The sequence below is a fragment of the Pseudomonas serbiensis genome, assembly GCF_030580745.1.
GTDB classification, from domain to species: Bacteria; Pseudomonadota; Gammaproteobacteria; order Pseudomonadales; family Pseudomonadaceae; genus Aquipseudomonas; species Aquipseudomonas serbiensis.
In genome coordinates, this window is sequence record NZ_JAUQOO010000013.1 from 108,648 (window position 1) to 121,032 (window position 12,385).

Consider the following 12,385-nt stretch of genomic DNA (forward strand, 5'->3'; position numbering starts at 1 on the left):
GCCTTGGCCGCGACAGCCAGTTCAGGCGCTGAAAATATGTTGCCTGTAACTTGGGTCGTCGCGGCCAAGGCCCCACCCACAAGTGATAAATGATCGGCATTACACTTGCGGGTCAGGTCTTGTCTGGCTTGGGAGCAGGCTGCCAGAGTATTTCCGCAACTCCTTGCCGCCTGGCAATGATGCGGGCGGCAACGAACAGCAAGTCCGACAGCCGATTGATATACGCCAGCCCGACACCGGCCAGCGGTTCCAGTGCATTGAGGTGCTGACAGCGTCGCTCTGCACTGCGAGCCAGGCTGCGGCAGACATGGGCCTGGGCGATCAGCATCGAGCCTCCTGGCAAGATGAAATTTTCCAGCGGCCCGACTTCCTCGTTCCATGCATCGATAGCGGCTTCCAGTCGCTCGACTTCAGCAGTATTCAGCGCCTGATAGGCTGGCATCGCCAGTTCTCCGCCGAGGTCGAACAAACGATGCTGACAAGGGCTCAACACCTCGATCACTTCATTGAGTGCAGGAATGCGCTGCGCATGTTCGCCCAGCCCGGCCAGCAGTAGCCCCAACTGGCTGTTGAGCGTATCGACTTCACCGATGGCCTCGACACGCGGATGATCCTTGGGTACTCGACGACCGTCGCCCAGCCCGGTTTCTCCGGCATCGCCGGTGCGTGTGTAAATCTTCGACAAACGAAAGCCCATCTGAATGGCTCCTGGCTTACAGCTTTGAAATGACTTGTTGCTGCACATTCACCTGATTGCCTGCCAGAGGCAGGCGCAGAGTGAAGCAGGTTCCCATGCCAATGGACGATTGCACTTCCATCTGGCCTTTGTGGTTGTTGGTGATGATGAAGTACGACACCGACAGACCCAGCCCGGTGCCCTGACCAATTTCCTTGGTCGTGAAAAATGGCTCGAAGGTGCGCTTGCGAACGTTCTCCGCCATACCGATGCCATTGTCCTCGACCTGAATCTCCGCCCATGGCGGGTTGAGGCGGGTGCGCAGGGTAATGCGTCCGGGTTCTGCTTCATTTTCCGCTCGCTGGTGAATGGCTTGCGCGGCGTTCTTCAGCAGGTTGAGCAGCACCTGTTCCAGTTCGTTGGGAATACAGGGGACCGGCCCCAGTTCAGGGTCGAACTGGCGAATGATGTGCTGGCCCTTGAAGTCGAAACCGATCGCCAGGTCAAAGTCGTTACCAGCGATTTCCAGCGCCTGATCGATCAGGGCGGGCAGTTCGCAAGGCGTCAGCTGACGGTTGCTCAGGCGGCTGAAGTTGAGCATGTGGCTGACGATCTTTGCTGCCCGTGCGCCTGCCTGCTGAATGCCATCGAGTAATTGCGGGACGCCGCGACTGGTCAGGTAATGATTGACGGTATTCAGGTCGATACCGTCCGACTCGGCCTGTTCGATGTTCTTCGGCAGTTCCGGCGAGAGGCGGCGACGGATGTTCTGCACGTTATGCAGAATTGCGCCCAGCGGGTTATTGATCTCGTGGGCCATGCCTGCTGCAAGCCCGCCAACGGAGAGCATCTTTTCCGACTGCACCATCATTTCTTCCAGGGAAATACGCTGGGTGATGTCGTCGATACGGATCACCACGCCACGGCCTGCATCGCCTGCAAGCGGGTAGAAGGTCAGGGCATAGCTGCGAGGTTCGTCGTTCTTGATCCACGTCACACGCTCTATCTTGGTGACGCTGTGTTGCTCAACGGTCTGTTTGATCTGTGGCAGAAACGCTCTCATGGGCTCAAAGGCAATGAAAATCGGCTGATTGAGCGCTTCGTCCAGCGTTGTGCCGGACAGGGCGGTCGCCTCCTGATTCCACTGGGTGACATAAAGCTGTTCGTCCAGAGCAATCATCGCTGAGGGCATCGAGTCGATAATGCTGTTGAGGTAGTTCTGAAAACCGGTGAGCTTTTTCTCGATCTTGCTGCGAACCTTGACCTCCAGTTCCAGCTTGCGGTTGGTATGGCGGGTCTCTTCGGCAAGGCCCTGAGCCTGTGCATAGGCTTCCTGCGAGTCGTCGCGGGCCCGCTTGAGTTGCTGCTCGCGAGCTTCGATACGTGACAGCATGGTGTTGAAGGCTTCGGCCAGGTTACCGATCTCGTCTTCGTTGCCGGGGCCGGCGCGCAGGGCATAGTTTTCTTCGCGGGTGACCTGACGCGACAGCTCTTCGAGCTGATAGATCGGTTCGGTAATCAGGCGCCTGATCTGGCGGGCCACGACCAGCCACAGCAGAACGCTGAATATCAGAATGCCCAGGCTTGCCGTCAGCGTACCGGTGTAAAACGCAGTCGGCAGTTCGCTGCTGGCGACCAGCAACAAATGCCCCGGAGCCTGGTCCCCTTTGGGCACGGTAATGATTTGTGTGTTGCGAAACTCGGTCAGGCGCCAGCCTTCGATATCGCCGTAATGGGTGGGCAGGTGAAGCCCTTCGCCCTGTTGCACTTGCGCCAGTCGATTGCCGTCGTTGTCGTAGAGCGCGGCTGCACGCAACGGCCCGTAGCTCTTTAGCTCCTTGAGCAGGGCATGGGCGTTGCGCGGTGAACTCAAGGCCTGCTCGTTTAGATTGGGGCTGCTGATCAGGCGTCCGATGGTCTGTAAGGCCTGTGGGGCCATGGCTTCCTGAGAGATGTAATAAGCGGCGCTGATGAAGGTCAGGTTGGCGACCAGCAGCACCGTGGTCAACAGGACCAGCAGGGCTGCCAGCAGTTTCTGGCCTACGGGCAGGTTTTCTAGGCGCTGGCGCAATGGCATGGGGCGAATCACACGCGAAGGATGAACCAGCAGGGTAGCGTGCGCTAGTCGGTACGCAAACCCTTGCTTGCGAGATGAGTGGTCAGCCGCGTCTGTAGTTGCTGCAGGTGAGGCACGGCACATCGATGACGAAGGGCCGCAGCGCAAGCGTAGCCGAGCAGGTAGCTGATTTCTGTACGTCGGCCATTGGCCACGTCCTGATACATCGACGAGTAATTGGCCGCCGTGGCCTTGATCACCCGTTGCACTTCAGTGTGCAGGTCCTGGGCCGCCACGGGCTGGCCACAACGTTCCAGCAGGTCCGTGAGTTCGACGCACAGCGTCGCCACTTCACAGTGATGGTCCTGCAGGCTGCCATTGCGACAATCATGGAGAACGGTCAGTGGATTGATGGCGCAGTTCAAGGCCAGCTTGCGCCACAGGCGCGTCAGGATATCGGGCGTCCACTCATGGGCAATGCCGCTGTCATGCAGCGTTTGCAAGAACGTCGCTGGTGCCGGTTCACGGGCATCGCCCAGCCAGGTGTAGCCGTGGCCCGCGAATACCACGCGCCAGTCCGACTCCCGAAATGCCCCTTCGGTGCTCGATGCAAAAATACAGCGAGCATGAGGAATACACGCCGCCACGGCATCCTGGCTGCCCAGACCGTTCTGCAACAGGATGACTTCTGCATTGGCACGCAGGCGCGCAGCTACTTGGGCCACGGCCTGTTCGGCGTCATAGGCCTTGCAGGCCACCAGCAAGCGCTCGATGGGCTCTGCGCTGTCGGTGGTCTGGGCTGAAATGAAGATCGGTTGGGCAACGCCGTTTTCCACAAGGGTCAGGCAGCCGCCGTTGGCTTGATAGGCTTGCAGCCGTGCAGCATTACGCAGGACCAGCCGCACCGGAACGCCCGCACGGGCCAGTCTTGCGGCCCACAGACTGCCCAGGCTGCCCGCGCCGAGTATGTGCCAGATAGCGCCCATCAGAGAGGGATGTCCAAAAGGTTGAACGGCCTTGCAGCGATAAAATCGAAAGTCGACATGAAAGGCTCGCAGTGAAGGCTGGGAAAGTCTCGTTATAATGAGCGTTCTTTCATACCGTCAAGTCACGCGCGTTCGCTTTTTTCGGGCGCGCCGTTTATCTGGAGAAATTACATGCCATCGTTCGACGTAGTGTCCGAATTGGATAAACACGAAGTCACTAATGCCGTCGATAACGCCATCAAAGAGCTGGACCGTCGCTATGACCTCAAAGGCAAAGGCACTTTCGAGTTCAAGGAGCTGACCGTCACGCTCACCGCCGAGGCGGAGTTTCAGCTTGAAGCGATGATCGAAATCCTCAAGCTTGCCCTGGTCAAGCGCAAGATCGACGTGAAGTGCCTTGAGGTCAAGGACGCCTACGCTTCGGGCAAAGTGATGAAGCAGGAAGCCGTGCTCAGGGAAGGTATCGACAAGGAGCTGGCCAAGAAAATCGTCGCCCATATCAAGGACGCTAAACTGAAGGTGCAGGCCGCCATTCAGGGCGAACAAGTGCGCGTCACAGGTAAAAAGCGCGATGACCTGCAAGATGCCATTGCTTTACTGCGTACATACGACTCGGGGATGCCGCTGCAATTCAACAACTTCCGTGACTAGGTGATTCTGGTTGTCCGGGAACCCTTTATTCCCGGACATGTCCGAACACCCCTGTAAACGCTGAAATGATTGTTTCCGGCAGTCCTTTCAAGATTGGCTCGTGACAGGCAGGAGAAACAAGATGGATTTGAGCGCAGAAGTCGATCAGTTGTGGAAGGTTTCACAAAGCTGGATTCCTATGATCATGCAATACAGCAGCCGTGTGCTGCTGGCGCTGGTAACACTGAGTATTGGCTGGTGGTTGATCAACCGATTGACCGGCAAGCTGGGTGCATTGCTGGCACTGCGTAATGCAGATCTGGCATTGCAGGGTTTTGTCGCCAGCCTGGCGAACATCATTCTCAAGATTCTGCTGGTGGTGAGCGTCGCGTCGATGATCGGTGTGGAAACCACCTCGTTCGTCGCGGCTATCGGTGCTGCGGGCCTGGCCATTGGCCTGGCATTGCAGGGCAGCCTGGCGAATTTTGCGGGTGGCGTGCTGATTCTGCTGTTCCGCCCGTTCCGTATCGGCGACTGGATCGAGGCCCAGGGTGTGGCGGGTACTGTCGACAGTATCCAGATTTTCCATACCGTGCTGCGTACCGGCGACAACCGAACAGTGATCATGCCCAACGGCAATCTGTCCAACGGCATCATCACCAACACCAACCGCCAGCCGACCCGCAAGATCGTGTTCGATATCGGTGTTAGCCCCGATGCCGACCTGAGGAAAGCACTTGAGGTGCTGCTGGAGATGGCTCAGGACCCGCGTGTCCTTCAGGATCCGGCACCGCAGGCTGTCGTCGCGGCGTTGGGCGAAAACGCGATTACCCTGTCGTTGAGGGTATGGACCAAGACCGGCGATATGGGCGATGTGAGTTCGCTCTTCAATATCGAGGCACGTGATCGTCTGAAAGCCGCAGGTATCGATATCCCTTCGCCACAGCGCATGGTGCGTGTGGTTCAGGAGTAAGCGGACAGCTCGCTCAAAAAGCTCGATGCTCCAGGCATCGAGCTTTTTGATGACCGCAGGCATTAAGCCTTGATGCGCAAATATCTGCGCACCCCATCCTTGATAAAACACCCCTGAAATCCCCTCCAACCCTTATGAACAGGGCTCTTCGACCAGCTGCGCAAGATATTGCGCAGGTGCGCATGGGCTTGCGCACTTTTTCGGGATTTTTGTATGAAAAATAACCAGATTTTAAGGATTTTAAATTTAAGCTATTGATTTATATGTAGAAAAATTAACAGGCATGACTCTTGATACAGACCGTTCCCACGTCCGAGCGAGGTCGCTCGGCAACCATCAGGGAACAAGGGATGTTCATGCTCGTTTACCAGGCAAGCCGCCTCATCACTCTTCACCTCCAGGTATCCGCTGAAGACGCACGCAGCGGTGCGTCCCATGACTAAGAAACACGGCACCCTGCAAGAACGGCGTGGAGCACGCTTCGACAAGTCTCCGTCTTCTGCCACCTGTGCCTGTTCGCTCAAGACGGCGGATATCGCCATTGTCCCGGTGCGCTATGCCCTTGACCGTTCGCACTACGATGTCGACCCCGCACAGCTCAAGCCCTTGCCCGCCCGTGGCCAGTGGAGCCCACTGCCACGACTCAAGACCCGCAGCTACACCCTGCGCCAGCTCTACGACGGGTATGTCTATGTGTTCGACGAAACGGCAGGGACGTTTCATGAGTACAGCGTTTCGGCGTCCGATGCCTGCCTGACGCGCATCGTCTGGACGGAGGCCCATCTGGGGCGTGACGTTCGCAGCGGCGATGGAGAGGGCAACCCTTACCTGTTTTACCCCCGCAGGAACCGCCTGCATCTGGCTTTTTCCCCGGTGCAATGGACCTGGCGAATCTGCGAACACATGCGCTCACACGCCGACAGCCGCGCCCTGTGGATGAAGCCTCTGGACCTGGCCAACTTCTGCGCCACCCTGAACGAGCCGGGTACGTTGCCACTGATGAAGCTCGCCACGGCCGTCGCCGATATCGACAAGAATTACGTGGTCGAGGACAAACGCTTCGCTGACTCGTCCATTCCGACTGCCGAGCCCGAGCCACAGCCTGATCAGGCGGCGAAATCGCTCTTTACCCCGCTTGGGGCCGATGTGTACTGGCTGGGCAATGTCCCGGACAGATGCAGCTCGCTGCTGGTCGCCCTCGACGATCCGCTGGGTGTGTTCAACGACCTGGGCATGCAACTGGCGGGTGATCAGGCCGCGTATCAGAACTGGCAACAGGAACACGAACATAAGCTGCAAATGGCTCAGACCGTAACCGCGCTTTGCGGGGCCAATGGCGACCCCAAATACCAGCCCTCCTGGATACGTGGCAACAGCGCCAGCACCCAACAGTTTCTGAGCGACAGGGAAGCTTATTTCGATCAGATGGACCTGGAGGAGATGCTGATCATGCACGGCAACGGGCCGGGCGGTTCGCTGGGCACGATGGACCTGTTCAAGAGCGCAGACATGCGCCAGATGCTGCATACTCGTTATGGCCGATACCCGTCCCAGGAAGAGCTGCAAGCCTGGAAGGACCGCGAGAAATGGCGCCGTGAAGTCGACCTCAAGGGCGCACGTACCTATCTGCAAGACAACCTGCCCATCAGCGAAGCCCTGCTGCAACAGGTCCGCGACACCCAGGCGGATTTCCAGACATGGGCCGAGCACCTTGGCAGCGACCCGCTCAGGCTGTTCATCGACACAGCCAACCCGAAAACCCTGCTGTACCTGCAAACCGTCATGACCGATTTGCTGATGGTCTATGGCCAGGATCAACAGGCCAGCGTCTGGTTGGCCAAGCAGGAAGCCCGGGGCAGTACGCTGTTCGGGACGATGCGTTACGGCTTTTCTCCAGGTCTCAAGGAAGCTCTGGATCAGGAAGCCAACGCCCTGCTCAACGGCATTGGCGACTTCACCAACCTGGCCACCCGCGCTGGCGAACTCAACGCCGCGCTCAACCATCAGGGTTTCGCCGACGCGGCCTGGATGAAAAAGCTGAAACAGCCGGTGCAGGACACCTTCAAGGCCCTGCGCGAACTGGCGAGCGGGGCAGGTAAAACGATTGCCGAAAACATGCTGCTGGCCTGGGTGCCGGTCGACAGCCGTCTGGCGCTGGGCAAGGGCCAGAACCTCGGAGCCTTGATCCGCAACTTCATGATCGGCCAGATTCTGGCCAATACGCCGGAAATGATCCGCATCAACGAACAAATCGCCTCCCGACTCAAGCAGTGGAAACGGGAATGGTGGCTGCTCACCAAACAGATCGACGACACCCGCTTTAACTGGCTCTACCCGCACCATCCCCGCGAACGCCGAAACCTGGCGCGCCTGCTGCAATCACAACTGGAAGCGTTGCGCCTGCACGAACTGAAAATCCCGAGCCTGCTGGACTTTCAGAACAACCAGTACGCCCAACTGCTGCAGGACGAAATCCGTGCCTTCTTCAAGTCCGGCCTGGACGTCGCCAAGGACTGGCACACCCGCGCCAAAGCCTGGAGCGAGCGTTTAGGTGGTTTCGGAGCCGGGATCACCTGGGGCGTCATCCTGCTCAACTTCATCAACACCGCATTCCTCTATGAAGACCTGACCCGCGATGGCGACTTCAGCGGCAAGGATATCGTCAAGGTCGGTTACAGCCTGGGTTACAGCTTCAATTTGTTGATGGCTGTTTTTGTCGAAGCGCCGTGGGCGGTGATCAAGAATGCGACGCCGGTGCTGATCGACGGCAAAAGCATCGGCATTCTGGATCGCTCTTCCGCCTACTGGAAAGCTCAGGGAAACAACGCTTGGGGGGATGCGATTCGCGGGTTCAGGAGCACGGTGGTGGCTTTGGGAGCGTTTGCGGTGGCGGCGGCGGTGTTGGAGCTTTGGGATATTCGAGGCGATTATCAGAATGCCAAAACCGAGGAGGAAAGAGCCGCATTACTTGTAAAAGGTATCGCTGTTTTTGTGATGGGTGTTGGTGGTCTGGCTCAATTGGTTACGGGATTAACACTATCCAGCAGAATCGCGATTTTTGTAATGGGTACGTGGTTTACCATCGGTCTTCTAATAGCAGGTGTCGTTTATTTAATTGCCACTATGGTCCTGAACTATTTCAAGCAGGACAGTGTCGGTTGGTGGTTGAGGAGGTGCTGCTGGTCGCGTTCGTCTGAACATCGACATACGGATACCCCGGAAGGAGAAGTTGAAGAAAAGCGTTCTTTGCTGGAAATCCAGCTGAGTCCGCAAATCCTTATTAAAAGCACGGTTGAGTATAGGCAAAAATACATGGGTTTAGCTGGGTATGTAGATGTGCCAGTACAAAACGGTGCCTGGATACAAATGCGTTTGCCTGAGGCATTACGCGGGCAACTGGTTCAGCTTAATGTTATCAGCAGTACGCGAACTTTCGGTTTTCTGCCAACGGAGCAAACGGATACGCCCATTGCAGAAAAGTTTGAAGAGCGTGGCAAGTTCACTCCTCTCAAGGAGTTTGGAAAGATCGGTAATGAACGGCCTCCCTATTCACCATCGGATCTGTATTTCCCGATTTTTCCTGCGGGCGAGGATGTCGTCTGGCAAACCTGGGTTCCGCTCAGGGAAGGTGCTACCTACATTGAGTTGCAAATCTGGTATCCGAACTCGGTGAGTGCTTCAGGGCAAAAAGCACAAAGCTACCTTTATCAGATAGAGCTAAGTCAGGAGGGCGATATGGCAGTAGATGGCTCAAGCCTCACACTGCTAGAGGTCAATAAACAAAGCCGTGCCAACGCACTGATCCTTGTGCTTCCGGAATAAAACTCTATGACTCATATAGCAGCCAGCAGCACAAAGCAGAACGAAACTTTCAGCAACGATACAGCTGTAATGATATGGAGCATAAAAACAATCGAGTGTTCTCCAAAGGAGCTAAAAAAAGCTTATCTTGCTGTAGTAACGGCCTGTCTTCTCCCTTTTCTTTATTGTCTATGGTTGTTGTGGGATGATTTGCCGGAAGCTCTGGGCATGCTTATAGCGTTCGGCTGCGCACCTGTAGTATTCGGGACTTATTTGATTGTGTTCGCAGTCAGGCAGAAGGCTATGTTCAACTACCACATCACACTCCATGGAGGCTCTGTCGAGTACTACGACTACTATCCAAATTTTGCAGGCCCCTTCTTCAAAGGCATCGCCATTTTCACCATCCTGCTATTTCTCGGCGTCGCCCTCGTCACAGGCTCCCTGCTCTTTCTGGTCGGCCCCGCCGCCATTTCAATCGGGGCCGCACGCTCTTTGCTGAATTGGGAGAATAAAATCCATCATCGGGAAACTCGTCCATGGGATACCCACAACTTCGTCACGATTGATCGAAAGCGCTCCATCATCGTTATTCATTGCACCGACATCACTACAGGGTTTGTCGCCCGCTTCCCCAACAAAGACCTGTTCGAGCAATACCTGCAGTTCCTGCACTCGGTCCTGCCACCCACGGCCGAGTTCATGGAGAAAGACTGGGAGTGGTAAAAGCCCGGTGCTTGATGCAACGAGATACTTGCAGGAGGCAGCTTGCTGGCGAAAAAGGCCTGAAAACTGACAGATATTCTGTGTCTGTACGCTGAAGTCGCCAGGCTGCCTCCCACACATTGAGTTATGACCTTAACTGTTCGGCATCAGCCTTACAGGGCGCGCTCGTTCACTTCGCGCTGTTTACAGGTCATGAAGCGCTATTCTGGAATAAGAGATTATTATGAATAACATAGCAGCCTGCAGTACAGCGCAGAACAAAATTTTCAGCAGCGATTCGACTGTAATGGCGTGGAGTATAAAAACAATTGATTGCCCTCCAAAGGAATTAATTAAATTTCAGCTTATCATTATAGGCTCAAGCCTTGCGCTTTTTCTTTATTGCCTATGGATGATGTGGGATACGCTCCCTGAGGATGTGGAGTTACTTGTAGGGTTCGGTTGTGCGGCAGTGGTGTCCGCGACTTATATGATTATGCTTGTCGCCAGAAAAAAGACCATATTCAATTACCATATAGATATCCAGGCAGGCTCTGTCGAGTACTACGACTACTATCCAAATTTTGCAGGTCCCTTCTTCAAGGGCATAGCCATCTTCACCATTCTGCTATTTCTCGGTGTGGCCCTCGTCACAGGCTCTCTGCTATTTCTGCTTGGCCCCGCCGCCATTTCAATCGGGGCCGCACGCTCTTTGCTGAACTGGGAGAATAAAATCAATAACGAACAGAGCTTGCCCTGGAACGAGTACAACTTTGTCACGGTGGATCGCAAACGCTCCATGATCATCACTCACCGAACTGACATCACGGTGGGGTTTGAATTTCGCTTTCCCAACAAAGAGTTATTCGAGCAATTCCTGCAACTCCTGCACTCGGTCCTGCCACCCACGGCCGAGTTCATGGAGAAAGACTGGGAGTGGTAAAAAGCCCGGTGCTTGATGCACCGGGCATTTTGATTAATGCGCTTTGTCAGCCACGGTCTTGTCGGGCTAATCCTGTTTGTCTGCGGTACGAATTTCCTTGCTCCACTGCAAAATGATCATCAGCAAGGTCGGCACGCCCAGCAGCGCGGTAATGAGGAAGAAGTTGTGGTAGCCGAATTTCTCCACCATGACCCCTGAATAACCGCCGATCAAGCGTGGCAACAGCAGCATGATCGAGCTGAGCAGGGCGTATTGGGTGGCGGAGAACTTGAGGTTGGTCAGGCTCGACAGATAGGCGACGAAGGCGGATGTGGCCAGCCCGGAACTCAGGTTATCCAGGGAAATGGTCAGCACCAGCATCTTCAGGTTCGGCCCCATGTCGGCCAGCAGCAGGAACAGGATATTGGTCGCTGCCGAGCTCATGCCGCCGATGAACAGGATCGGCATGATGCCGAAGCGTACGATCAACAGACCGCCAACGCCCGCGCCCAGCAGCGTCATGATCAGGCCAAAGATCTTGCTGACACTGGCAATCTGGTCCTTGGTAAAGCCCTGATCGATGTAAAACACGTTGGCCATCACGCCCATCACCGTGTCTGACATGCGATAGGTCGCGATCAGGCCCAGCAGGATAAAGGCCTGCCAGCGGTAGCGCATGATGAAGTCGTTGACGGGCGTCAGCACGGGAGCGAGGCCGCGTCGCCCCATGGAGGACAGGCAGGCTATGGTGAGCACGATATACAGAATGGAGCGCAGGAAGGCCCGGTCTTCCAGCAGCAGGCTCATCCAGCTGCTGCCCTCGAACAGAACACTCGCGAAGTCTGTGTTGTAGAGCTGGGTGAACATCGCTGGCACTGAAACCAGCAGCACAATGAGTACGAATACGGAGGCCAGTTGGTGCACAAAACCATAGCGAGCCGCTGACAACTGGGTGCGTAACGGTACTGGCGGTTCACGCATGATGAACGTGGTAACCAGCGCTGGCAGCATCAACAGCCCGAACAGCACATACGTGCCGGTCCATGCCGAGTGCTTGTAAGAGAAGCCCGTCGAGCCAAAACCTTCGGCGAAATACAACGCCCCGGCTGTGGACAGCAGCGCCGCGACCCGATAACCGGACATGTAGCTGGCAGCAAGCGCCGCCTGCTGGGTGTCCTGGGCAATTTCCAGGCGGTAGGCATCGATGGCGATATCCTGCGTCGCAGAGGAAAAGGCCACCACTACCGCAATGGCGATCAACCACGATAGATGCTGCTGCGGGTCGCAAAAGCCCATGCCGATCAGGCCGAGCATCACCAGTGCCTGTGAGAGGACCAGCCAGGAGCGTCTACGCCCCAGTTTTCCGAGCAGTGGCAGGCGCCATTGGTCGAGCAGGGGCGACCAGACCCATTTGAAGGCGTAGGCCAGGCCAATGAGGCTGGCATAACCAATGGTCTCGCGAGCGACACCGGCTTCACGCAACCAGACCGACAGCGTTGAGAAGACCAGCATGTAAGGCATGCCCGCGGCGAATCCAAGCAGCAACAGTACTAATGTCGAGGGGCTGGCATAAGCGGCGAGCGCGGCGCGCCAGGTTTTACGGGGCATGGGCTGGAAACTGCCTCAGGTTGCGAAA

9 protein-coding genes are annotated in these 12,385 nt (G+C 56.3%); 5 read left to right on the forward strand and 4 right to left on the reverse strand.

Annotated features, from left to right (window positions below; translation table 11 throughout):
* Positions 1–112: 112 nt before the first annotated feature.
* The 3 genes from Q6A51_RS17430 to Q6A51_RS17440 are packed head-to-tail and all read right to left on the reverse strand — an operon-like array spanning position 113 to position 3,718.
* Entirely contained in the window at positions 113–697 is a 585-nt protein-coding gene (locus tag Q6A51_RS17430; RefSeq protein ID WP_201020566.1) for a cob(I)yrinic acid a,c-diamide adenosyltransferase, read from the reverse strand.
* A gap of 16 nt (positions 698–713) precedes the next feature.
* Complete coding sequence (locus tag Q6A51_RS17435) at positions 714–2,753, reverse strand: sensor histidine kinase (protein ID WP_201020565.1); 2,040 nt, start codon at positions 2,751–2,753, stop codon at positions 714–716.
* Between the two features lie 44 nt (positions 2,754–2,797).
* Positions 2,798–3,718: a putative 2-dehydropantoate 2-reductase gene (locus tag Q6A51_RS17440; protein ID WP_304575353.1), complete on the reverse strand. Its 921-nt coding sequence runs from the start codon at positions 3,716–3,718 to the stop codon at positions 2,798–2,800.
* A 171-nt stretch (positions 3,719–3,889) separates the two neighbouring features.
* Here Q6A51_RS17440 and Q6A51_RS17445 point away from each other — a divergent pair, with 171 nt between their 5' ends.
* The 5 genes from Q6A51_RS17445 (at position 3,890) to Q6A51_RS17465 (ending at position 10,770) form a co-directional block, all read left to right on the forward strand.
* The gene (locus Q6A51_RS17445) at positions 3,890–4,369 is read left to right on the forward strand and encodes a YajQ family cyclic di-GMP-binding protein (RefSeq protein ID WP_201020563.1); all 480 of its coding nucleotides are present in this window, start codon (positions 3,890–3,892) and stop codon (positions 4,367–4,369) included.
* Positions 4,370–4,490: 121 nt separating this feature from the next.
* Positions 4,491–5,321 carry a mechanosensitive ion channel family protein gene (locus Q6A51_RS17450; RefSeq protein ID WP_201005671.1) on the forward strand — a complete coding sequence of 277 codons (831 nt, stop codon included), beginning with the start codon at positions 4,491–4,493 and terminating at the stop codon, positions 5,319–5,321.
* Positions 5,322–5,756: 435 nt separating this feature from the next.
* The gene (locus Q6A51_RS17455) at positions 5,757–9,143 is read left to right on the forward strand and encodes a T6SS effector BTH_I2691 family protein (RefSeq protein WP_304575354.1); all 3,387 of its coding nucleotides are present in this window, start codon (positions 5,757–5,759) and stop codon (positions 9,141–9,143) included.
* Positions 9,144–9,149: 6 nt separating this feature from the next.
* A complete protein-coding gene (locus Q6A51_RS17460; RefSeq protein WP_025261697.1) occupies positions 9,150–9,848 on the forward strand; it encodes a hypothetical protein in 699 nt (232 codons plus the stop codon).
* 223 nt (positions 9,849–10,071) lie between these two features.
* Positions 10,072–10,770, forward strand: a complete 699-nt coding sequence (locus Q6A51_RS17465; protein WP_304575355.1) for a permease — start codon at positions 10,072–10,074, stop codon at positions 10,768–10,770.
* Between the two features lie 66 nt (positions 10,771–10,836).
* Here Q6A51_RS17465 and Q6A51_RS17470 read toward each other — a convergent pair whose 3' ends face one another.
* On the reverse strand, positions 10,837–12,357 hold the full coding sequence (locus Q6A51_RS17470) for an AmpG family muropeptide MFS transporter (protein WP_304575356.1): 1,521 nt from the start codon (positions 12,355–12,357) through the stop codon (positions 10,837–10,839).
* Positions 12,358–12,385 lie beyond the last annotated feature (28 nt).

Excerpts from the sequence above, each read along its gene's own strand:
- Q6A51_RS17430 (WP_201020566.1), bottom strand. The coding sequence starts at position 697 with ATGGGCTTTCGTTTGTCGAAGATTTACACACGCACCGGCGATGCCGGA.
- Q6A51_RS17435 (WP_201020565.1), bottom strand. The coding sequence starts at position 2,753 with ATGCCATTGCGCCAGCGCCTAGAAAACCTGCCCGTAGGCCAGAAACTG.
- Q6A51_RS17440 (WP_304575353.1), bottom strand. The coding sequence starts at position 3,718 with ATGGGCGCTATCTGGCACATACTCGGCGCGGGCAGCCTGGGCAGTCTG.
- Q6A51_RS17445 (WP_201020563.1), top strand. The coding sequence starts at position 3,890 with ATGCCATCGTTCGACGTAGTGTCCGAATTGGATAAACACGAAGTCACT.
- Q6A51_RS17450 (WP_201005671.1), top strand. The coding sequence starts at position 4,491 with ATGGATTTGAGCGCAGAAGTCGATCAGTTGTGGAAGGTTTCACAAAGC.
- Q6A51_RS17455 (WP_304575354.1), top strand. The coding sequence starts at position 5,757 with ATGACTAAGAAACACGGCACCCTGCAAGAACGGCGTGGAGCACGCTTC.
- Q6A51_RS17460 (WP_025261697.1), top strand. The coding sequence starts at position 9,150 with ATGACTCATATAGCAGCCAGCAGCACAAAGCAGAACGAAACTTTCAGC.
- Q6A51_RS17465 (WP_304575355.1), top strand. The coding sequence starts at position 10,072 with ATGAATAACATAGCAGCCTGCAGTACAGCGCAGAACAAAATTTTCAGC.
- Q6A51_RS17470 (WP_304575356.1), bottom strand. The coding sequence starts at position 12,357 with ATGCCCCGTAAAACCTGGCGCGCCGCGCTCGCCGCTTATGCCAGCCCC.